Origin of the sequence: Bacillus sp. ISL-78 (assembly GCF_018613455.1) — a bacterium.
Classification (GTDB): domain Bacteria; phylum Bacillota; class Bacilli; order Bacillales; family DSM-1321; genus Peribacillus; species Peribacillus frigoritolerans.
In genome coordinates, this window is the sequence record NZ_JAGGQC010000007.1 from 79,765 (window position 1) to 100,188 (window position 20,424).

Annotated in this window: 22 protein-coding genes; 21 read left to right on the top strand and 1 reads right to left on the bottom strand. The window is 43.4% G+C overall.

Annotation, left to right across the window (positions count from 1 at the left end):
* Positions 1 to 23: 23 nt before the first annotated feature.
* The 10 genes from def (at position 24) to spoVM (ending at position 9,203) form a co-directional block, all read left to right on the top strand.
* A complete protein-coding gene (def, locus tag J7I96_RS09100; protein ID WP_214768580.1) occupies positions 24 to 509 on the top strand; it encodes a peptide deformylase in 486 nt (161 codons plus the stop codon).
* A complete protein-coding gene (fmt, locus tag J7I96_RS09105) occupies positions 506 to 1,465 on the top strand; it encodes a methionyl-tRNA formyltransferase (RefSeq protein WP_214768578.1) in 960 nt (319 codons plus the stop codon). Before def ends, fmt begins: the two co-directional genes overlap by 4 nt.
* Positions 1,452 to 2,804 (top strand): 16S rRNA (cytosine(967)-C(5))-methyltransferase RsmB, encoded by a 1,353-nt coding sequence (gene rsmB, locus J7I96_RS09110; RefSeq protein ID WP_214768576.1) that lies wholly within the window; start codon positions 1,452 to 1,454, stop codon positions 2,802 to 2,804. Before fmt ends, rsmB begins: the two co-directional genes overlap by 14 nt.
* A complete protein-coding gene (rlmN, locus tag J7I96_RS09115; protein WP_034313788.1) occupies positions 2,804 to 3,898 on the top strand; it encodes a dual-specificity RNA methyltransferase RlmN in 1,095 nt (364 codons plus the stop codon). The genes rsmB and rlmN overlap by 1 nt, the downstream gene beginning before the upstream one ends.
* 4 nt (positions 3,899 to 3,902) lie before the next feature.
* Positions 3,903 to 4,652: a Stp1/IreP family PP2C-type Ser/Thr phosphatase gene (locus J7I96_RS09120; protein ID WP_214768574.1), complete on the top strand. Its 750-nt coding sequence runs from the start codon at positions 3,903 to 3,905 to the stop codon at positions 4,650 to 4,652.
* A 5-nt stretch (positions 4,653 to 4,657) separates the two neighbouring features.
* Complete coding sequence (pknB, locus tag J7I96_RS09125) at positions 4,658 to 6,691, top strand: Stk1 family PASTA domain-containing Ser/Thr kinase (protein ID WP_214768573.1); 2,034 nt, start codon at positions 4,658 to 4,660, stop codon at positions 6,689 to 6,691.
* A 23-nt stretch (positions 6,692 to 6,714) separates the two neighbouring features.
* Complete coding sequence (rsgA, locus tag J7I96_RS09130; RefSeq protein WP_053534359.1) at positions 6,715 to 7,596, top strand: ribosome small subunit-dependent GTPase A; 882 nt, start codon at positions 6,715 to 6,717, stop codon at positions 7,594 to 7,596.
* Between the two features lies 1 nt (position 7,597).
* Complete coding sequence (gene rpe, locus J7I96_RS09135) at positions 7,598 to 8,245, top strand: ribulose-phosphate 3-epimerase (RefSeq protein WP_214768571.1); 648 nt, start codon at positions 7,598 to 7,600, stop codon at positions 8,243 to 8,245.
* 101 nt (positions 8,246 to 8,346) lie between these two features.
* Positions 8,347 to 9,000: a thiamine diphosphokinase gene (locus J7I96_RS09140; protein ID WP_214922931.1), complete on the top strand. Its 654-nt coding sequence runs from the start codon at positions 8,347 to 8,349 to the stop codon at positions 8,998 to 9,000.
* Between the two features lie 122 nt (positions 9,001 to 9,122).
* On the top strand, positions 9,123 to 9,203 hold the full coding sequence (spoVM, locus tag J7I96_RS09145) for a stage V sporulation protein SpoVM (RefSeq protein WP_034313769.1): 81 nt from the start codon (positions 9,123 to 9,125) through the stop codon (positions 9,201 to 9,203).
* 186 nt (positions 9,204 to 9,389) lie between these two features.
* Here the strand turns inward: spoVM and rpmB are convergent, their stop codons facing one another.
* Positions 9,390 to 9,578 carry a 50S ribosomal protein L28 gene (gene rpmB / locus J7I96_RS09150; RefSeq protein ID WP_034313767.1) on the bottom strand — a complete coding sequence of 63 codons (189 nt, stop codon included), beginning with the start codon at positions 9,576 to 9,578 and terminating at the stop codon, positions 9,390 to 9,392.
* A gap of 252 nt (positions 9,579 to 9,830) precedes the next feature.
* Between rpmB and J7I96_RS09155 the strand changes: the two genes are divergently transcribed.
* The 11 genes from J7I96_RS09155 to rnc all read left to right on the top strand — a co-directional run bounded on the left by J7I96_RS09155 (position 9,831) and on the right by rnc (position 20,417).
* Positions 9,831 to 10,193, top strand: coding sequence for an Asp23/Gls24 family envelope stress response protein (locus J7I96_RS09155; RefSeq protein WP_214768567.1), 363 nt, complete (start codon positions 9,831 to 9,833; stop codon positions 10,191 to 10,193).
* A gap of 18 nt (positions 10,194 to 10,211) precedes the next feature.
* The gene (locus J7I96_RS09160) at positions 10,212 to 11,882 is read left to right on the top strand and encodes a DAK2 domain-containing protein (RefSeq protein WP_034313758.1); all 1,671 of its coding nucleotides are present in this window, start codon (positions 10,212 to 10,214) and stop codon (positions 11,880 to 11,882) included.
* 207 nt (positions 11,883 to 12,089) lie between these two features.
* Entirely contained in the window at positions 12,090 to 12,752 is a 663-nt protein-coding gene (sdaAB, locus tag J7I96_RS09165; protein ID WP_034313754.1) for an L-serine ammonia-lyase, iron-sulfur-dependent subunit beta, read from the top strand.
* Positions 12,753 to 12,789: 37 nt separating this feature from the next.
* Positions 12,790 to 13,674 carry an L-serine ammonia-lyase, iron-sulfur-dependent, subunit alpha gene (sdaAA, locus tag J7I96_RS09170; protein ID WP_048684931.1) on the top strand — a complete coding sequence of 295 codons (885 nt, stop codon included), beginning with the start codon at positions 12,790 to 12,792 and terminating at the stop codon, positions 13,672 to 13,674.
* Positions 13,671 to 15,722 carry an ATP-dependent DNA helicase RecG gene (gene recG / locus J7I96_RS09175; RefSeq protein ID WP_214922932.1) on the top strand — a complete coding sequence of 684 codons (2,052 nt, stop codon included), beginning with the start codon at positions 13,671 to 13,673 and terminating at the stop codon, positions 15,720 to 15,722. The genes sdaAA and recG overlap by 4 nt, the downstream gene beginning before the upstream one ends.
* 118 nt (positions 15,723 to 15,840) lie before the next feature.
* A complete protein-coding gene (gene fapR, locus J7I96_RS09180; RefSeq protein ID WP_034313744.1) occupies positions 15,841 to 16,398 on the top strand; it encodes a transcription factor FapR in 558 nt (185 codons plus the stop codon).
* 23 nt (positions 16,399 to 16,421) lie between these two features.
* The gene (gene plsX / locus J7I96_RS09185; RefSeq protein WP_214922933.1) at positions 16,422 to 17,408 is read left to right on the top strand and encodes a phosphate acyltransferase PlsX; all 987 of its coding nucleotides are present in this window, start codon (positions 16,422 to 16,424) and stop codon (positions 17,406 to 17,408) included.
* 27 nt (positions 17,409 to 17,435) lie between these two features.
* Entirely contained in the window at positions 17,436 to 18,383 is a 948-nt protein-coding gene (gene fabD, locus J7I96_RS09190) for an ACP S-malonyltransferase (protein ID WP_098184655.1), read from the top strand.
* Positions 18,383 to 19,123, top strand: a complete 741-nt coding sequence (gene fabG, locus J7I96_RS09195) for a 3-oxoacyl-[acyl-carrier-protein] reductase (protein WP_161784896.1) — start codon at positions 18,383 to 18,385, stop codon at positions 19,121 to 19,123. Before fabD ends, fabG begins: the two co-directional genes overlap by 1 nt.
* A gap of 56 nt (positions 19,124 to 19,179) precedes the next feature.
* The gene (locus J7I96_RS09200; protein WP_034313729.1) at positions 19,180 to 19,413 is read left to right on the top strand and encodes an acyl carrier protein; all 234 of its coding nucleotides are present in this window, start codon (positions 19,180 to 19,182) and stop codon (positions 19,411 to 19,413) included.
* Positions 19,414 to 19,673: 260 nt separating this feature from the next.
* Positions 19,674 to 20,417 carry a ribonuclease III gene (gene rnc, locus J7I96_RS09205; protein ID WP_034313726.1) on the top strand — a complete coding sequence of 248 codons (744 nt, stop codon included), beginning with the start codon at positions 19,674 to 19,676 and terminating at the stop codon, positions 20,415 to 20,417.
* Positions 20,418 to 20,424 lie beyond the last annotated feature (7 nt).

Here is a 20,424-nt window from a genome sequence, read left to right on the forward strand (position 1 = left end):
TATCTAGGAGGGTACCTTTAATTTTGGCTATTTTACCGATTGTTTTGTTTCCTGAAAAAATTTTACAACAAAAATGTGATAAAGTAACAAGTTTTGATAAAAAGTTGGCAAAGCTGTTAAATAACATGTATGAAACGATGGTGGAGGCGGATGGCGTTGGACTTGCAGCACCTCAAGTTGGTGTGAAAAAGCAAGTGGCCGTCGTTGAAATAGAGGAAGGATCAGGTGCAATCGAACTGATTAATCCGGAAGTGCTGGAATTGGAAGGAGAACAGACAGGTGTTGAAGGATGCTTGAGCTTCCCGAGTTTATATGGCGAAGTAGTTCGTCCTTACCGTGTAAAAGTACGGGCACAAGACCGAAAAGGATCTTATTTCGAGATAGAAGCGGAGGATTTCCTTGCAAGGGCCCTTCTACACGAAATCGATCATCTGCATGGAGTCTTATTTACAAGTAAGGTTTCCCGGTATATTTCGGAAGAAGAGTTAGAAAGGTATGGAGAAGAATGACAAAAATAATTTTTATGGGTACACCGGACTTTTCGGTGCCGGTATTGAAAAGAATCATTGATGAAGGGTATGATGTGATCGCTGTTGTCACCCAGCCCGATCGTCCAGTGGGCCGCAAAAAGGTGCTAACGCCGCCGCCAGTTAAAGTCGAAGCCGAAAAGCATGGGATACCCGTTTATCAGCCTGAAAAAATCCGGGAAAAAGAAGAACTTGAAAAAATCATTGCATTGAATGCTGATTTAGTGGTGACGGCGGCATTCGGACAAATTCTTCCGAATGAATTGTTGGATGCCCCTAAGTACGGATGTATTAATGTACATGCCTCCCTGCTTCCTGAACTGCGTGGAGGGGCGCCAATTCATTATTCCATTTTACAGGGGAAAGAAAAGACAGGGATAACCATCATGTATATGGCAGAAAAATTGGATGCCGGTGATATATTGACTCAGGCTGAAGTTACTATAGAGGAAGAAGACAATGTTGGTACACTGCATGATAAATTAAGCAAGATAGGGTCGGATTTACTTGCGGAGACACTTCCAAAACTAATAAATGAAGAGTTACAGGCAATCAAGCAAGATGATGCTAAAGCATCTTTTGCGCCTAACATCAAACGGTCGGAGGAAAAAATCGACTGGTCGAAAACAGGGGAAGACATCTATAACCATGTACGCGGCCTGAATCCTTGGCCTGTTGCTTATACAACCTTAGACGGTTCCATTATGAAAATATGGCAAGTAAAGAAATTAGAAGCTGGCAAGCAGGCCTTGCCGGGCACGGTCGTTGAGGTACAAAATGATGGTTTCATCGTTTCGACAGGCAATGAGACGGCCATACTAGTAACAGAACTGCAGCCTTCTGGAAAGAAAAAAATGCCGGCGAAAGATTACTTACGCGGAGCCGGATCGTTCGTTAAAGCCGGCATGAAGTTAGGAGAACAGAATGAAGCAAACTAAAAAGGGAGTACGTGAAATTGCTCTCGATATTTTGGAATCTGTAGAGAAAAACCAATCCTACAGTAACCTATTATTGAACAACTTGATTAAAAAGCACCAGTTATCCGTCGTGGACAGCGGTTTGCTTACAGAGATAAGCTACGGTACCATCCAGCGGAAAATGACTTTGGATTATTTTTTGAACCCGTTTATAAAACAACCTAAAAAAACGCAAAGCTGGGTCATCAATTTACTTAGACTTTCCGTTTACCAAATGGTCTATTTAGATAAAGTGCCTGATCATGCAATCATTTTCGAGGCTGTAGAAATTTCCAAAAAGCGCGGACACAAGGGCACCTCTTCGATGGTCAATGGTGTGCTTCGTAATATTCAAAGAAATGGTGTTCCTTCTTTAGAGGAAATTAAAGATGATCTGGAACGGCTTTCCATAGAAGTGAGTCATCCTATTTGGCTGGTCCAGCGTTGGGTAGAGCAATTTGGTTATGAAAAAACCAAGGAAATGTGTGAAATCAACTTAACTGCGCCATTACAGACAGGACGTGTTAATTTAAAGAAGATCTCACGCCGTGAACTGATCAGCATATTAACGGAAGAAGGATTTGATGTTGAATCGAGTGAAGTCGTTCCCGAAGCAATCGTCAGCTATAAAGGGAATCTTGCTCATTCAGAAAGCTATAAAATGGGGTATCTATCGATCCAGGACGAGAGTTCAATGCTAGTTGCCCATGCATTGGGTGCGAATGAAAATGATGCTGTACTCGATTGCTGTGCTGCACCCGGAGGGAAAACGACCCATATCGCAGAAGGCTTGACCACAGGACAAGTATATGCGCTCGACCTTCATGAGCATAAGGTCAAGCTCATTAAAGAGCAGGCGGAACGCCTAAAACTCAGAAACAATATTAAGACAATGGCCCTTGATAGCAGAAAAGTGCAAGAGCACTTTAATAAAGAAGGGTTTGACAGGGTCCTGATCGATGCACCATGTTCCGGATTGGGAGTCATGCGCCGGAAGCCTGATGTAAAGTATACTAAAACAAAAGATGATATAATGAAACTCTCAAGTATACAACAACAATTATTGGAGTCGGCTGCCCCGCTTGTTAAGCAAGGCGGACGGTTAGTATATAGTACCTGTACGGTGGATATAGAAGAAAATGACAAAGTCGCTGCAGCATTTTTGGAAAGCCATCCGGATTTTGAAAGCGATGCAACCTTGTCCACAAGAATGCCTGAAAGCGTTCAGCCATACATCGAGGGTCATACGCTGCAAGTTTTTCCGCAATATTTTAGCAGTGACGGATTCTTTATTGCGAGTTTTAGAAAGAAGGTGCTGTAATGGCAGAAATCACTAAATCATCTAGAGTAAGAAAAGACACAACACCAGAAAAACCATCGATCTACTCATTGGAGCTTCACCAAATTAAAGAATGGCTTCTTCAAAATGGAGAGAAGGCATTCCGGGCCGAGCAAGTTTATGACTGGCTTTATAAAAAGCGTGTCTCCAGTTTTGAAGATATGTCCAACCTTTCGAAATCATTACGGGATAAGTTGGAGTCGCAATTCACCTTCACAACATTGAAGACTTTGATTCAGCAAACGTCCAATGACGGAACGATGAAGTTCTTATTTGAACTCCAAGATGGCTATTCGATTGAAACGGTGCTGATGCGTCATGAATACGGAAACTCCATTTGCGTGACAACGCAGGTAGGATGCAGAATTGGCTGTACATTCTGTGCTTCGACACTAGGCGGTTTAAAGCGGAATCTTGAATCAGGGGAAATTGTTGCCCAGGTCGTTAAAGTTCAGCAAGCACTTGACGAGTCGGAAGAGCGTGTTAGTTCCGTCGTTATCATGGGAATCGGTGAACCGTTTGATAACTACGATAATATGATGTCATTCTTGAAGAATATAAACCATGAAAAGGGCTTGAACATCGGTGCGCGTCATATTACCGTTTCCACAAGTGGAATCATTCCTAAAATCTACAAGTTTGCCGAAGAAAGCATGCAAATAAACTTTGCTGTTTCCCTTCATGCACCGAATACGGAATTGAGAAGTAAATTGATGCCGATCAATAAGGCCTACAAACTTCCAGACCTGATTGAGGCCATCAAATACTATACAGAAAAAACAGGCCGCCGTGTAAGTTTTGAATATGGTCTATTCGGTGGCGAAAATGATTCAGTGGAGCACGCTGAAGAATTAGCGGCTTTAATAAAAGGGATAAAATGCCATGTGAACTTAATACCGGTTAACTATGTACCGGAACGCAACTATGTACGAACACCTCGGGATCAGATTTTTGAGTTTGAAAAAACATTGAAGAAGCGCGGCATTAATGTAACGATCCGAAGGGAACAAGGCAGTGATATTGACGCAGCCTGCGGCCAGCTTCGGGCGAAGGAGCGCAAAGAAGAGACGAGGTGACCCTATGAGGGCAATATTTAAGACAGACCGTGGAAAAGTCCGCCAGCATAATGAAGATAATGGCGGAATCTTTAAGAACTCGGAAGGCGTTCGCCTTGCCATCGTTGCAGATGGCATGGGCGGCCACCGTGCCGGGGATGTAGCCAGTGCAATGACGATAGACCTTCTGAAAAAGGGCTGGGAAGTATCCACCGCAATCGAAACGGCAAATGATGCCGAAGATTGGCTTAAGCAGCAAATCTTCACGGTCAATCAGTTGCTTTTTGAACATGCAGAGGCGAATACGGAATGTAAGGGCATGGGTACCACCATTGTTGCAGCCATTTGCACCGACAAGTTTGCTACCATTGCCAACATCGGGGACAGCCGATGTTATTTGTATAATGAGAGTGGGTTTAAGCAGGTCACGGAAGATCATTCACTCGTTAACGAATTGGTCCGATCCGGTCAGATTTCGAAAGAAGATGCCGAAAACCATCCACGGAAAAATGTTTTATTACGAGCCTTGGGGACAGAAACGCAAGTGGAAATGGACATTATGACGGTCATCTTCGAAGAAAATGATTTACTATTGCTTTGTTCGGACGGATTGACGAATAAAGTGAGTGAACTGGAACTGGAAGAAACGGTAACCAATGAACAGTCACTTGAAGAAAAGGCGAATTCATTAATAGATAAGGCCAATCACTACGGTGGGGAAGATAATATCACCCTTGTGCTTGTTCAATTTACTGAAGAAAGTGAAAGCAGGTGAATTGAATGTTGATTGGCAGAAGGATCAACGGCCGTTATAAACTGATCCAGATGGTCGGCGGCGGCGGTATGGCTAATGTTTACCTTGCAAGGGATATGATCTTAGATAGGGATGTTGCCTTGAAAATCCTTCGCATGGATTTTAATAATGACGAAGAGTTCATCAAGCGCTTCAATCGGGAAGCCCAATCGGCAACCAGTTTGGCCCATCCGAATATCGTAAGTATTTATGATGTTGGTGAAGAAGATTCCATCTATTATATTGTAATGGAATACGTTGATGGTTTTACACTTAAGCAATACATACAAAAATATTATCCAATTCCAGTTGATGAAGCCTTGGATATCATGAGGCAAATCACGGCAGCGATTTCCCATGCCCATCATAATGGGATCATCCATCGTGACATCAAGCCACAGAACATTTTGATTGATAAGGAAGGAACCGTCAAGATTACGGACTTTGGCATTGCATTGGCCCTAAGTGCAACAAACATAACGCAGACCAACGCAGTCTTGGGTTCGGTTCATTATTTATCTCCGGAACAGGCTAGAGGCGGTATGGCCAACAAGAAATCGGACATTTATTCACTTGGCATCGTCATGTTTGAATTATTGACGGGGAGATTGCCTTTTTCGGGTGAATCAGCCGTGTCGATAGCTCTTAAACATTTACAATCGGAAACTCCTTCGCCAAAACGCTGGAACTCTGAAATACCCCAGAGTGTGGAAAATATTATCTTGAAAGCGACAGCCAAAGATTCATATTACCGCTATGAGAGCGTGGACTCGATGGAGGATGATATACGGACGTCGCTTAATCCGGAGCGTTCAAATGAACTTCCTTTTGCGATTCCCGAAGATCATGATGCAACAAAAGCCATCCCCGTCATAACGGATGACCAGCTTTCAAGCATCGATGAGACAATCATAAGGGGTCCTGAAAAAAATACGTTAGTTTATGCGGACGATGAGGAAAGTGAATCAGTAGCAGAGAGTAATTCAAAAAAGAAACAGAAGAAACAAAAGAAACAGAAAAAACAAAAAAACAAGTCGGAATACAAAGGTAAAAAACGAAAGAACATGCCAGCGATCTTGGTGACCACCTTTTTAGTTCTCGCACTGCTTGCTGTTTTATCTGTCACAGTTTTACCTCCCCTCCTTGTCTCGAAGGAAGTGACGATCCCTGACCTTAAAGGGGAAGAATTGGATGACGCCATTACTGAATTGCTTGAACTGGATTTGGAAATTGGAGATACGATTGAGATTGAAGATGAAGAGGTTGAAGCTGGTCTTGTGATCAAAACCAATCCTAAGGAAGGTAAGACGGTCAAGGAAGGTGCAGTGATCGATATTTATCAAAGCGTTGGTAAAGAGACGATTTCATTGTCCAGCTATGAAGGTCGAGATTACTCTGATGTTAAATCCTTGCTTGAAAAAATGGGATTCAAAAACATAAGCGTGACTGAAAAATATGATGACAGTGCTCCCGGCACGATCATAGATCAATCTCCTTCGGGTGCCACTGAGGTCGTACCATCCGAAACGGAGCTTGAGCTGACGGTCAGTAAAGGGGAAGATCTGTTGAGCTTGAAGAACTTAACGGGGTTCAATAAAGCTGGCCTTGATGATTATTCCAGTGAAAGTGGAATAAAGATCGATGTCGAAGAAGAAATCTATGATGATTCCGTAGCGGAGGGGCTTGTCATTTCCCAGTCACCGGAACCTGCTACGAAGGTGGAAAAAGGCAGTACTGTGAAAGTGGTCATTTCAAAAGGGAAAGAAGAGATTCCGCCCAAGAGTGTAACGGAAGAAGTAACAATCGAGTATGATCCGGTTGAGCCAGGCAAATCACAAAAAATCCAAATCTTCATCGAGGATATCGACAACAGCATGACGGAGCCTCAAGAAACATTCTATATATTGGCAGAAGCGAAGAGAACGATCGAATTAATGGTTTCCCCGGATAAGAAAGCAGGATATAAAGTCATGCGGGACAATCAGGTCATCATTGACGAATCCGTCTCATATCCAGAATAAATTTAATAATTAGGAGTGTGGTTATGCCCGAAGGAAAAATTATCAAAGCATTAAGTGGATTTTATTATGTCCTTGATGGTGAAGAGGTCTATCAATGCCGTGGAAGGGGCCTGTTCAGGAAGAATAAGGTAACCCCGCTCGTTGGTGATTATGTTGTTTTTGAAGCGGAAAATAAAACGGACGGGACCGTAACCGAAATAAAACCGCGAAAGAATGAATTGATACGTCCGCAAATCTCGAATGTAGACCAGGCAATTCTTGTCTTTTCGGCAGTGGAACCTGATTTCAGTCCAGCCTTGCTTGATCGATTTCTCGTATTGATCGAAGATAACGAAATCGAACCGATTATCGTCGTGACGAAACTGGACTTGGTTACAGCTGAAAACCAAAAGAAATTGTCCCAGTATATCAAGGACTATCAGAAACTTGGCTATACTGTACTGGAGACATCTTCCGTTACCGCCGGAGGGATTGAAGAACTAGTGCCGTATTTAGAAGGAAAGACCAGTGTATTTGCGGGTCAGTCCGGTGTTGGGAAATCGTCTTTGCTGAATGCGATCAATCCGGAATTGGCTTTAAAGACGGATGATATTTCTTCACACCTGGGACGCGGGAAGCATACGACCCGGCACGTTGAATTGATCCATATTGGCTCTGGACTTGTCGCGGATACTCCAGGGTTCAGTTCACTAGAATTCATGGAAATGGAAGCTGAACGGCTATCCTATTGCTTCCCGGAAATGCATAAGCATGGGGAAGACTGTAAATTCAGGGCCTGTCTCCACGATAAAGAACCGAAATGTGCAGTGAAGGAAGCGGTTGATTCCGGGGAAATTCCCCGTTATCGATACGAGCATTATATGCAATTCTTAGAAGAAATAAGAGATAGAAAGCCGAGGTATTAAAATGGTTAAAATCGCACCATCCATTTTATCAGCTGACTTTGCAAAATTGGGAGAAGAAATTCTTGATGTGGAAAGGGGCGGAGCGGATTTGATCCATGTGGATGTCATGGATGGGCATTTCGTGCCGAATATAACGATAGGCTCACTAATTGTTGACGCTATCCGCCCAGTAACGAAGCTTCCGCTTGATGTTCATTTAATGATCGAACAACCTGATCGTTATATCGAGTCCTTTGCGAAAGCGGGAGCCGATTATATAACTGTACATGTAGAGGCATGCACACATTTGCATCGAACGGTTCAATTGATCAAATCTTTTGGTGTAAAGGCAGGCGTGGTGCTTAATCCAGCCACTCCGGCTTCCTTGATACAACCTATAATCGAAGATATTGACATGGTATTGTTGATGACGGTTAATCCGGGTTTTGGGGGGCAAAAGTTCATTAAATCCGTTCTTCCGAAAATTGCCGAAGTGAAGGCGATGGCAGGAAAGTATAATCAAAATCTCGAGATAGAGATTGATGGTGGAGTAAATGAAGAAACGGCTAAACTATGTATTGAACAAGGGGCGACAATCCTGGTGGCCGGTTCGGCAATATATAATCAGGAAGATCGACACGTAGCGATTCAAAAGATTCGGGGAAAGTGATATAAGCCGACACTATCATATTCATATGATGGTGATCGGCTTTTTTTATCAATTAAACTAAGGCACCTTGGATAATTTTTATATGGAAAAGGATGATTTCGATGATTATCAGTATAATGGCTGGAGGTCCGGAATGTTTTTGGCCGGATTTGACATGGTATAAGGAGAAGACAGATCTGTGGGTCGGGGTTGACAGGGGAGTATGGTCTCTGCTTGAAAAAGGTATCGAGCCTAATTACGGTTTTGGGGATTTTGATTCGGTTTCGGAAGGTGAATACGAAAAGATTGAGCAAATGCTGGAAAAAATCAATCTTTATTCCTCGGAAAAGGATGAAACGGATTTAGAAATCGCATTTAATTGGGCAATGGGGCAAAAGCCAAGAGAAATTCACATTCTGGGCGCAACAGGGGGAAGAATGGACCATTTTCTCGGGAATATCCAGCTGCTCCAAAAAGAAAGTGTCCTCCCTCATCATGGCGATATGGATATATACATAGTCGATCGGCAAAATATAATCACAGTAAAGACAGCAGGTTCATATAAGGTCACTGCTTTGAATGATAAGAAATACTTGTCCTTGCTCCCAGTAAACGCTGAAGTCACCGGCATTACTCTTTCGGGTTTCAAATATCCGCTGGACGATGCAAGCTTGGAAATGGGTTCGACGCTTTGCATCAGCAATGAACTAATTTCCGAATCTGGGAATGTTTCATTTGAGAAAGGCATATTAATGGTGATAAGAAGCAGTGATTAAAATTCATGCTTAGAGCAGATTCGGATATAATTACGATCATCCTATATCCGCTTAAAAGCTTATGTTGTAATAGAAAAATTCCACTTCATCTTTAATTGTGGGATGCAAAGAGGAGGGGCATGATGAAATTTTATACGATTAAATTGCCAAAAGTTCTGGGCAGTTTGGTAAGGGCTATGCTCGGAGCGTTTAAAAAAGGCTGATACTTATCTCCATGACACCTCTCAAATTAAGGGAGGTGTTATTTTTTAGGAAAATAGGGCGGCCATCCATTAATGGGTGAAGGCCTCCTTCTTGATTCAGACTGGACCCGGTCAAGGATTTGAGACCATCCCCATTAAATACCGGCCATTACAAGTAAAAAGGCATCCTAAGAGGATGCCGTAACATTATACGCGTTCTACTTTGCCCGATTTAAGAGCTCTTGCAGAAACGTATACACGTTTAGGTTTACCGTCAACTAAAATACGTACTTTTTGAAGGTTAGCGCCCCATGTACGCTTGCTAGCGTTCATTGCGTGAGAGCGGCTGTTACCAGAACGAGTTCTTCTTCCAGTGATTACACATTTACGTGCCATGTCAAATTCCCTCCTAACTACAACAAGCTTAAGTTTTTCGCAGTCGTCTTAAGTCTTTGTAAAATACTTTAATAATTTATCATACCTACCGCTAGAATGCAATACTTCAGTTAATTACTTTCAAGAAAAAAACCTTGACATACATACTTCGAAATTGAATTATATAGAGTACCGTAAGACATTTACTTTTAAAACCATAGACATTATAGTAAAATGTCTTTAGTTGATTTGATTTTTGGGAGGGAAAAGAAAATGTCTATCGAATTACAAACGAAGTATGGACAAATTGATATCTCTAATGATGTTATCGCTACTGTAGCAGGAGGCGCAGCCGTGGATTGCTACGGAATTATAGGAATGTCTTCCAAAAAACAATTTAAAGACGGCATTGCCGAAATTTTAAGAAAAGAAAACTTTACTAAGGGTGTAATTGTCCGTCAAGAAGAGGAAGAAGTTCATATCGATATGTATATTATCGTAAGTTATGGAACGAAAATCTCGGAAGTTGCACATAATGTGCAATCAAAGGTAAAGTACACTCTGGACAAAACTGTAGGATTAGCTGTTGATTCCGTTAACATTTTTGTACAGGGAGTTCGTGTGACGAACCCTTAAGTATAGGAGGAAAGTTTTGTGTCAATTACAAGTTTGAACGGAAAGCGTTTTGCAGAAATGATCATTCAAGGTGCCAACCATTTAGCGGCTAATGCCCAAATGGTTGATGCGTTGAATGTTTTCCCTGTTCCGGATGGAGATACAGGAACGAATATGAATTTATCGATGACTTCGGGAGCGAAGGAAGTGCAAAATAACGTCCAGGAACACATCGGAAAAGTGGGTGCGTCGCTTTCAAGAGGATTGCTTATGGGCGCACGCGGCAATTCGGGAGTTATCCTTTCGCAACTGTTCCGCGGTTTTGCTAAAGCGATTGAACATAAATCGGAAATCAATAGTGAAGAATTTGCCCAAGCTTTTGAAGCAGGGGTTCAGACAGCTTATAAAGCCGTTATGAAACCTGTTGAAGGAACCATTTTAACGGTTGCAAAAGATGCAGCCAAGCAAGCGGTTTCATCAGCAGCAAAGCATATAGACCTAATTCAGGTAATGGAAGAAATCGTTACGGAGGCCAATGCTTCATTAAAACGCACACCTGATCTTCTTCCAGTCTTAAAAGAAGTGGGTGTCGTTGATAGCGGGGGGCAAGGGTTGGTGTTCGTATATGAAGGTTTCCTTGCTGAGCTGAAAGGTGAAGCCCTTCCAGTCCGATCCGCTAATGGTCCAAGCATGGATGACATGATCAGTGCCGAACATCACATGAATGTACAAGGACATATGAACACGGAAGATATCGTGTTTGGCTACTGTACGGAATTCATGGTCCGATTGGAAAGTGAAAAACTTGCCAATCAATCATTTGATGAAGAAAAATTCAGAAATGATTTAAGTGAATACGGAGATTCTTTACTAGTCATCTCAGATGATGAAGTCGTCAAAGTACATATTCACTCTGAACAGCCTGGCACCTGCCTGAATTATGGACAGCAATATGGTAGTTTAATAAAAATGAAAATCGATAATATGCGTGAACAGCATACTGCGATTGTAGGTGAGACGAATACACCGCTTCAAACTAAACCGCCCACCAAAGAGAAGTACGCTGTAGTGTCAGTGGCGATGGGCGCTGGCATCAGCGAATTATTCAAAAGCATCGGCGCTAAGTCCGTCATCGAAGGCGGGCAAACGATGAATCCTAGTACGGAAGATATCGTTAAAGCTGTCGAAGGGGCATATGCAGATCATGTGATCATCTTGCCTAACAATAAAAATATCATCATGGCCGCCAATCAGGCTGCAGATGTACTTGGGGATCACGTGACTGTCATTCCAACGAAAACGGTACCACAGGGAATGGCTGCATTGTTGGCTTTCAACCCTTCACTTGATGCCGAAGAGAATAAAAAAGCGATGATCGAAGCCCTTTCGCATGTGAAAACGGGCCAGATTACTTATGCTGTCCGGGATACCAACATTGACGGCCTTGCAATCGAGACCGGGGACTTCATGGGAATTGCTGAAGGCACCATCAAGGTGAAGGATAAAGACATGACTCAAGCGGCAAAAGATCTTCTCTCCGATATGATTGACGAAGATTCAGAAATCCTTACCATTTTATATGGTGAAGATGCCACTGCTGAAGATGTCGAAAGTCTTGTTGCGTTTTGTAATGAGAATTTCGAAGATGTTGAAGTTGAAGTCCATAATGGGAAACAACCTTTATATTCTTTCATTTTTTCAATTGAATAAGTAGAGAACATGAAAATAAGGGAAACCTATCCGTCATAATGTTTGGAGGATCCCGAAAAAAATAAAAGGCAATAAACTGCATATGTCATTAGGCTATGCAGTTTTATTTTTTATGAAAAGAAGGATTACGGACAGCATAATTGTAATTACAATATATCAGGCTTTATTATTAAACTGACTCCAAGTGAAAAGAAGGAGGAGCTAATCATGAAATTTAGAAGTGTATTCGATATAATTGGTCCTGTTATGATCGGCCCATCTAGTTCCCATACAGCAGGAGCTGCGAGGATCGGTAGGGTTGCCAGGAATTTATTCGACCGGGAACCAAAATGGGCCCATATTTCTTTTTACGGATCGTTTGCCAAAACCTATAAAGGCCATGGAACGGATGTAGCCATTGTAGGAGGCTTGCTTGATTTTGATACATTTGATGAGAGAATCAAAGAATCGCTGGAAATAGCACGCAAAAAGAAAATGAAAATTACATTTCGAGAAGAAGAGGCAGTACCGGAACATCCCAATACAGCAAAAATAACAGTTGGTGATGATGATGGTGAGCTGGAACTTGTCGGAATATCGATAGGAGGGGGAAAGATCGAAATTGTCGAATTGAACGGATTTAAATTGAGGCTGTCCGGGCACAACCCTGCCATACTTGTCGTTCATGATGATCGATTTGGTGCCATTGCCAATGTTTCAAACATATTGGCCAAGCATCAGATCAATATTGGCCAAATGGAAGTCTCCCGAAAAGAGAAAGGGCAGATGGCCTTGATGACGATTGAAGTGGACCAAAACCTGGAGGATCACGTCATAGCTGAAATTACAGCACTCCCCAATATCACTCAAGTAGCAAGGATTGTGGATTGATAGAGCAATCGTTTCCACTTAGGAAGGAGAAGAGATCATGTTTCGAAATGTAGCGGAATTAGTAGAATTAGCTGAATCAAAGCAGAAAAAAATTTCAACGCTGATGATAGAGCAGGAAATGGAAGTAACGGGAAAAAGCCGTGAAGAAATCATACGCCAGATGGGGGTCAACCTGGATGTAATGGAACAGGCAGTTGAAAAGGGACTTCAAGGTGTACGGTCCGTTTCCGGCCTGACGGGAGGGGATGCAGTCCTTCTTCAGAATTACATTAAATCGGGAAACTCCTTATCCGGTGAACTGCTGTTGGATGCGGTAAGCAAAGCCGTGGCAACAAACGAAGTGAACGCAGCCATGGGAACGATTTGTGCGACACCGACTGCCGGATCTGCTGGTGTTGTGCCTGGTACCCTTTTCGCTTTGCAAAATAAATTAAAACCGAATCGGGAACAGAAAATTGAGTTCCTATTTACAGCAGGGGCGTTTGGTTTTGTTGTAGCGAATAATGCTTCGATCTCTGGAGCCGCAGGGGGCTGTCAGGCTGAGGTCGGTTCTGCTTCGGGTATGGCAGCGGCAGCCATCGTTGAAATGGCAGGAGGGACACCGGCACAAAGTGCAGAAGCGATGGCAATCACATTAAAGAACATGCTTGGTCTTGTGTGTGATCCTGTTGCTGGGCTTGTGGAGGTGCCTTGTGTGAAGCGTAATGCCATGGGTGCAGCCAATGCCATGGTTGCAGCAGATATGGCTTTAGCGGGTATCACAAGCCGCATACCGTGTGATGAAGTAATTGATGCGATGTATAAAATCGGGCAAACGATGCCATCTGCTCTTAGGGAAACTGCACAAGGAGGTTTAGCGGCTACACCGACTGGACGGGAGTTGGAAGCGAAAATCTTTGGCTTACCGCTAAATAAGAAGTGAACTCGACTTTACGTGAACCCATTACCGCAGTAAAAGGCATTGGGGCCGAAACGGCTGTAGCTTTGGGGGAAATGGAGATCCATACCGTCGCGGATCTCCTTGAGCACCTTCCATATCGCTATGAAGATTACCGGTTGAGGGATTTAGAAACGGTCGAGCATGATGAACGGGTTACTGTAGAAGGCAAAGTTCATACGGTACCCACGTTAGGGTACTTCGGAAAGAAAAAATCCAGGCTCACGATTAAAGTTTTGACTGGGAGATATTTAATAAATGTCATTTTTTTTAACCAGCCTTATCTGAAGCCGAAGCTTGCGATAGGCGAAACCGTAACGGTAACGGGGAAGTGGGATCGTCATCGTCAAACCATTACAGGCTCGGAATGCCATGTTGGTGATCGGAGCCGTGAGAAAGAGTTCGAACCGGTGTACTCAGTGAAGGGCAGCATTACCGTCAAAGGGCTCCGCCGCTTTATCTCCAATGCATTTTCTGAATATGGCACAATGATAGAAGAAAATCTGCCCCCGCAATTATTGGCGGCATACAAACTGATGCCGCGTAATGATGCTCTTCGTACCATGCATTTCCCTCAATCGGCCAATGACGTGAAGAAGGCCCGACGCCGTTTTGTGTATGAAGAATTTTTATTGTTTCAACTTAAAATGCAGGCACTTCGTAAAGTGCAGCGGGAGCAGTCAAAAGGAATAGGCCAGGAGTTTGACATGGAGCGGCTGGAAGCCTTTGTTGAAACCCTACCTTTTCCTTTGACGAACGCTCAGAATAGGGTCGTCGAGGAAATAATGAATGACATGAAATCTCCCTACAGGATGAATCGTCTGCTTCAAGGGGATGTCGGGTCTGGGAAAACGGTGGTTGCCGCCATATGCCTGAAGGCTACGATTACAGCAGGTTTCCAAGGTGCACTTATGGTCCCGACGGAAATCTTGGCTGAGCAGCATACACAATCGCTGAAAGCCATGTTGGAACCGAGTGGAGTAAAGGTCGCATTGTTGACAAGTTCGGTAAAAGGCAAAAAGCGCAAGGAACTATTGCAAATGTTGGAATCCGGGGAGCTGGATCTTTTGATAGGAACTCATGCATTGATTCAAGATGAAGTGAATTTCCGGAATTTAGGTCTTGTCATAACGGATGAACAACATCGTTTCGGAGTGGAGCAGCGCCGTATCCTTCGTGAAAAAGGTACCAATCCAGATGTACTTTTCATGACGGCTACACCAATTCCGCGAACTCTCGCAATTACAGTGTTTGGGGAAATGGACGTCTCGACGATTGATGAAATGCCTGCCGGGCGTAAAGCGATAGAGACCTATTGGGCGAAACACCAAATGCTTGATCGGATCTTATCCTTTGTCGAAAAGGAACTAAAAAAAGGGAGACAGGCTTACGTCATCTGTCCATTGATTGAGGAGTCGGAGAAACTCGATTCTTTACAGAATGTTCTTGATGTTCATGCAATGCTGACACAATACTTTGCGAACAGGTACAAAGTGGGTCTTATGCATGGACGTCTGCCCGCGGATGAAAAGGAAGAAGTGATGCAGCAGTTCAGTGCCAATGAAGCGCAAATCCTTGTTTCCACGACGGTCGTCGAGGTTGGGGTGAATGTTCCAAATGCAACGGTAATGGTCATTTATGATGCGGAGCGCTTTGGACTTTCGCAGTTGCACCAGCTACGTGGAAGAGTTGGACGGGGGAGCGATCAGTCCTTTTGCATCCTGCTGGCTGATCCGAAAACGGAAGTCGGCAAAGAGCGGATGAAAATCATGACTGAGACAAACGATGGTTTTGCCCTTTCCGAAAAGGATTTGGAACTCCGCGGACCCGGGGACTTCTTCGGTAAAAAACAAAGCGGTCTTCCAGAATTCAAGGTAGCCGACATGGTCCATGATTACAGGACCCTTGAAGTGGCAAGGATGGATGCGGCAAAATTGATTGCCTCCCAAAGCTTTTGGCATTCCCCGGAGTATGCACCTTTGCGGGACTATTTAGAGGGAACGGGAGTATTTACGGGAGAAAAGCTGGACTGAACTGAATAAAAAACCAATAGCAGATTGTGAGATTTTACGCAATATCTTGCAATCTGTTTTTAAAATATATATACTACTATTAGTACCTAGTCATAATACTACGGATGGTGACCTTCAAATGCGAAGAAATAAGAAGGAACGCCAGCAATTATTAATCGAAACGATTAAACAGAATCCTTTTGTAACGGATGAGGAGCTGGCTGAAAAATATTCGGTGAGCGTCCAGACCATTAGGCTTGACCGTCTTGAATTATCGATACCGGAACTGCGTGAACGGATTAAAAGCGTGGCCGAGAAAAAATTCAGTGACGAAATCAGGGCATTGCCTTTGGATGAAATCATCGGGGAAGTAATTGATCTTAATTTAGATGATAATGCAATTTCGATTTTGGATATAAATAAAGAGCATGTCTTTAAGCGGAATGGAATCGCAAGGGGACATCACCTTTTTGCCCAAGCAAACTCATTGGCTGTGGCAGTCATAAATGATGAATTGGCATTAACTGCGAAAGCATCCATTTTATTCACTCGGTCTGTAAAGGAAAATGAAAGAGTGGTAGCTAAAGCTAGGGTTAAAAACGTGGACCACACCAACGATCGTTCCGTGGTGGAGGTTAGAAGCTACGTGGGTAATGAACTGGTTTTTAAAGGCGAGTTCGAAATGTATCGCTCTTAACTTGCTAGTAAAGGATGAAAAAAATGAAGATAACGATAGATGCAATGGGTGGCGATAATGCTCCCAAGGCACAGGTTTTGGGAGCGATGAAAGCTGTCGAGGCTTTTCACGATGTGGAAATTACCTTGATAGGCAATGAATCCGAGATTAACCGATACTTAGTGAAGCATGGCCGAATTAGGGTTATACATACTGATGAAAAAATATTAAGTACCGATGAACCTGTTCGTGCGGTTCGCCGCAAGAAAAGCGCTTCGATGGTATTGGCTGCACAGCAAGTGGCTGACGGAGAAGCGGACGCATGCATTTCTTCAGGCAATACGGGGGCGCTAATGGCTGCAGGTTTGTTTGTGGTCGGAAGGATAGAAGGCATTGAACGTCCGGCATTGGCTCCCACCCTTCCGACGATCGATGGCAAGGGTTTTGTATTACTGGATGTAGGCGCGAACTCCGATGCGAAACCGGAGCATCTCCTTCAATTCGCCATAATGGGGTCTGTTTATGCCCAAAAAGTGCGGGGAATCGAAAAGCCCCGTGTCGGATTACTTAATATCGGAACAGAAGAAAAAAAAGGGAACGAACTGACTAAGCATGCCTTTACACTACTTCAGCAATCATCGGAGATATCCTTTATAGGTAACGTAGAGGCAAGGGACCTCCTAAACGGGCCGGCGGACGTTGTCGTGACGGACGGCTTTACGGGAAATATGGTGTTAAAGACGCTTGAAGGTACTGCTATGGGCGTATTCAAAATGGTGAAAGCTGCCTTGATGAGCAACCTCAAAAGTAAGTTGGCTGCAGCAATGGTAAAGCCAGAACTAAAAGTCATAAAAAATAAAATGGATTACTCGGAGTATGGCGGTGCTGGCCTCTTCGGTTTGAAGGCCCCTGTCATTAAGGCGCATGGTTCTTCAGATGCGAATGCGGTCTATAATGCTATACGCCAGACTCGCGATATGGTTGGAAATGACGTCATATCGACAATTGCGGAGACAATAGAAAAACAATAATAAATCATAAAGGCAGGGGAGTAACAGATGGGTAAAATTGCTTTTGTCTTTCCAGGACAAGGATCACAATCAATAGGAATGGGGCATGGCTTATTTCAGGAAAAAGAGCGTGCTCAGCAAATTTTTCGATCAGCAGATGAAAAACTTGATTTTCCGCTTACGGAATTGATCTTTAATGGCACACAACAAGAATTAACGGTGACTTATAATGCACAGCCAGCCTTATTGACTACGAGTTATGCTTTTGTCAAGGAGTTGGAAGAAGCGGGAATCAAACCCGATTATACTGCCGGGCACAGTTTAGGTGAATATACGGCATTAGTGGCATCTGGTGCAATTTCTTTCGAAGATGCCGTATATACAGTGCGTAAACGCGGTGAATTCATGGAAGCTGCAGTACCGAATGGTCAAGGCTCAATGGCTGCGATTTTGGGAATGGACCGTGAAGCGCTATCTGAAGTCACTTCTGAAATTACGGCCACAGGTGAATCCGTTCAATTGGCCAATATTAATTGTCCAGGGCAAATCGTCATTTCAGGCACCTCCGAAGGGGTTAAACTTGCAAGTGCAAAAGCCAAGGAAAATGGGGCTAAACGGGCTCTTCCTCTTGAAGTGAGTGGACCGTTCCATTCTGAATTAATGAAACCGGCAGCAGAAAAGTTACAGGGTGTCCTTGATGAAGTAAGCTTCAAACAGGCAGAAATTCCTGTCATTTCAAACGTAACGGCTAAGCCCATTACAGCACCTGCCGAAATAAAAGAAAAATTAATCGAACAGCTGTATTCACCGGTTCTTTGGGAGGACAGTGTAAAAAGTCTACTTGAATTGGGCGTGGATACGTTCATCGAGGTTGGCCCAGGGAAAGTGTTGGGCGGATTGATAAAGAAAATTGATCGTTCCGTTCAAATTCATTCGGTATCCGATATAGACACTCTAACTAAAACAATTGAAACATTGAAGGGGGTACAAGCATGATCCTCGAAGGTAAAAAAGCGCTTGTAACGGGAGCATCACGAGGTATTGGTAGGGAAGTTGCATTGGAACTTGCCCGTCAGGGAGCAGACGTTGCCATTAACTATTCCGGCAGTGAGGCTAAAGCGAATGAAGTGGTTGATGAAATCAAGGCATTGGGCCGGAAAGCATTCGCCATCCAATGCGATGTTGCAAATAGTGAATCGGTGACAAGCATGATCAAAGAGGTCGTCGAACAATTTGAAAGAGTGGATATCCTGGTTAATAATGCCGGCATCACACGTGATAACCTATTGATGCGCATGAAAGAAGATGAATGGGATTCTGTTATCAATACGAATCTTAAAGGCGTGTTCCTATGCACCAAAGCTGTTACAAGGCAAATGATGAAGCAGCGCAGCGGCAGGATCATCAATATGGCATCGATCGTCGGCGTCAGCGGAAATGCAGGGCAGGCTAATTATGTAGCGGCTAAAGCAGGTGTCATCGGTTTGACTAAAACGACGGCAAAGGAACTTGCATCAAGAGGCATTACGGTCAATGCGATTGCCCCAGGTTTCATCTCAACGGATATGACCGGTGAATTGCCTGAGGACGTCCAAAAAGCCATGCTGGACCAAATTCCGCTTGCACGTTTCGGTGACCCTAAAGATATTGCTGCAGTGGCGTCTTTCCTTGCTTCCGATGCAAGCAAATATATGACTGGGCAAACTCTTCATGTAGATGGCGGCATGGTCATGTAAGTTTTCTTGATTTTTTTCGAAATTAATTTATAATGTCTTGAGGGGAGGTGAACACATTGGCAGATGTATTAGAAAGAGTAACTAAAATCGTTGTAGATCGTTTGAACGTAGAAGAATCAGAGGTAAAACTTGAAGCTTCTTTCAAAGAAGATCTTGGTGCCGATTCCCTTGATGTAGTTGAACTAGTCATGGAATTCGAGGACGAGTTTGATATGGAAATTTCGGACGATGACGCTGAAAAAATCGCCACAGTAGGTGATGCTGTGAATTACATACAAAGCACTATGTAATGAATTGTCATTTGACTAAAAGCTCCGTTTTTTAACGGGGCTTTCTCTTATTGCCTAAAGAAGTTTAATTCAAAGGCAAATAACGGAATGAGCATGTTCACGGGTATGCTCCGCCTGCATGCAGTGTCTTTTGCCTTTAGTTTTCTTTAAGCGGATAATCATGTATGATGGTACATAGGAAAGCTTGACAGGAATTCCTGCCAGGTTTCTTTTTATATATTGGAAAAATATGCTTTTTGAACCGTGGAGGGTTTTGTGTGATGCGTAGGAACGGAAATAATCGTAAACCATCAATCAAGGAAAATAAATTCAAACAGTTGCAGGAAAATCTGGGTTTTCATTTTAAAGATGAAAATTTATTGAAACAAGCTTTTACACATTCATCTTATGTGAATGAGCATCGCCGTAAGCCTTATGAAGATAATGAAAGGCTTGAATTCTTGGGGGACGCTGTACTTGAACTGACCATCTCTAAATACTTATATCAAAAATATCCGATGATGAGCGAAGGTGAACTTACCAAACTAAGGGCAGCCATTGTGTGTGAGCCTTCACTTGTTGCTTTTGCCAATAGCCTTTCTTACGGGGAATATGTATTACTCGGAAAAGGGGAAGAAATGACAGGTGGAAGGGAACGCCCTGCCATGCTTGCGGATGTATTCGAAGCCTATATCGGTGCTTTGTACCTTGATCAAGGATTAGAGCCAGTTGTGCAGTTTTTGACGAATGTCGTGTTTCCGAAGATAGACGAGGGTGCTTTTTCTCATGTGATGGATTATAAGAGCCAGCTTCAGGAGCTGATCCAGCGCGATGCCATCGGTGTCCTGCAATATAAGATCTTGCAGGAAAAAGGACCGGCCCATAATCGGGAGTTTGTTTCGACGGTCTCATTGAATGGGGAAGAACTTGGCTCTGGAATAGGAAAGTCCAAAAAAGAAGCGGAGCAGCATGCAGCCGAGCATGCATTGATCGTTTTAAAAGAAAAAAATCAACAAGATAGTTGAACAGTAG

Excerpts from the sequence above, each read along its gene's own strand:
- fmt (WP_214768578.1), top strand. The coding sequence starts at position 506 with ATGACAAAAATAATTTTTATGGGTACACCGGACTTTTCGGTGCCGGTA.
- rsmB (WP_214768576.1), top strand. The coding sequence starts at position 1,452 with ATGAAGCAAACTAAAAAGGGAGTACGTGAAATTGCTCTCGATATTTTG.
- rlmN (WP_034313788.1), top strand. The coding sequence starts at position 2,804 with ATGGCAGAAATCACTAAATCATCTAGAGTAAGAAAAGACACAACACCA.
- J7I96_RS09120 (WP_214768574.1), top strand. The coding sequence starts at position 3,903 with ATGAGGGCAATATTTAAGACAGACCGTGGAAAAGTCCGCCAGCATAAT.
- pknB (WP_214768573.1), top strand. The coding sequence starts at position 4,658 with ATGTTGATTGGCAGAAGGATCAACGGCCGTTATAAACTGATCCAGATG.
- rsgA (WP_053534359.1), top strand. The coding sequence starts at position 6,715 with ATGCCCGAAGGAAAAATTATCAAAGCATTAAGTGGATTTTATTATGTC.
- rpe (WP_214768571.1), top strand. The coding sequence starts at position 7,598 with ATGGTTAAAATCGCACCATCCATTTTATCAGCTGACTTTGCAAAATTG.
- J7I96_RS09140 (WP_214922931.1), top strand. The coding sequence starts at position 8,347 with ATGATTATCAGTATAATGGCTGGAGGTCCGGAATGTTTTTGGCCGGAT.
- spoVM (WP_034313769.1), top strand. The coding sequence starts at position 9,123 with ATGAAATTTTATACGATTAAATTGCCAAAAGTTCTGGGCAGTTTGGTA.
- rpmB (WP_034313767.1), bottom strand. The coding sequence starts at position 9,578 with ATGGCACGTAAATGTGTAATCACTGGAAGAAGAACTCGTTCTGGTAAC.
- J7I96_RS09155 (WP_214768567.1), top strand. The coding sequence starts at position 9,831 with ATGTCTATCGAATTACAAACGAAGTATGGACAAATTGATATCTCTAAT.
- sdaAB (WP_034313754.1), top strand. The coding sequence starts at position 12,090 with ATGAAATTTAGAAGTGTATTCGATATAATTGGTCCTGTTATGATCGGC.
- sdaAA (WP_048684931.1), top strand. The coding sequence starts at position 12,790 with ATGTTTCGAAATGTAGCGGAATTAGTAGAATTAGCTGAATCAAAGCAG.
- fapR (WP_034313744.1), top strand. The coding sequence starts at position 15,841 with ATGCGAAGAAATAAGAAGGAACGCCAGCAATTATTAATCGAAACGATT.
- plsX (WP_214922933.1), top strand. The coding sequence starts at position 16,422 with ATGAAGATAACGATAGATGCAATGGGTGGCGATAATGCTCCCAAGGCA.
- fabD (WP_098184655.1), top strand. The coding sequence starts at position 17,436 with ATGGGTAAAATTGCTTTTGTCTTTCCAGGACAAGGATCACAATCAATA.
- rnc (WP_034313726.1), top strand. The coding sequence starts at position 19,674 with ATGCGTAGGAACGGAAATAATCGTAAACCATCAATCAAGGAAAATAAA.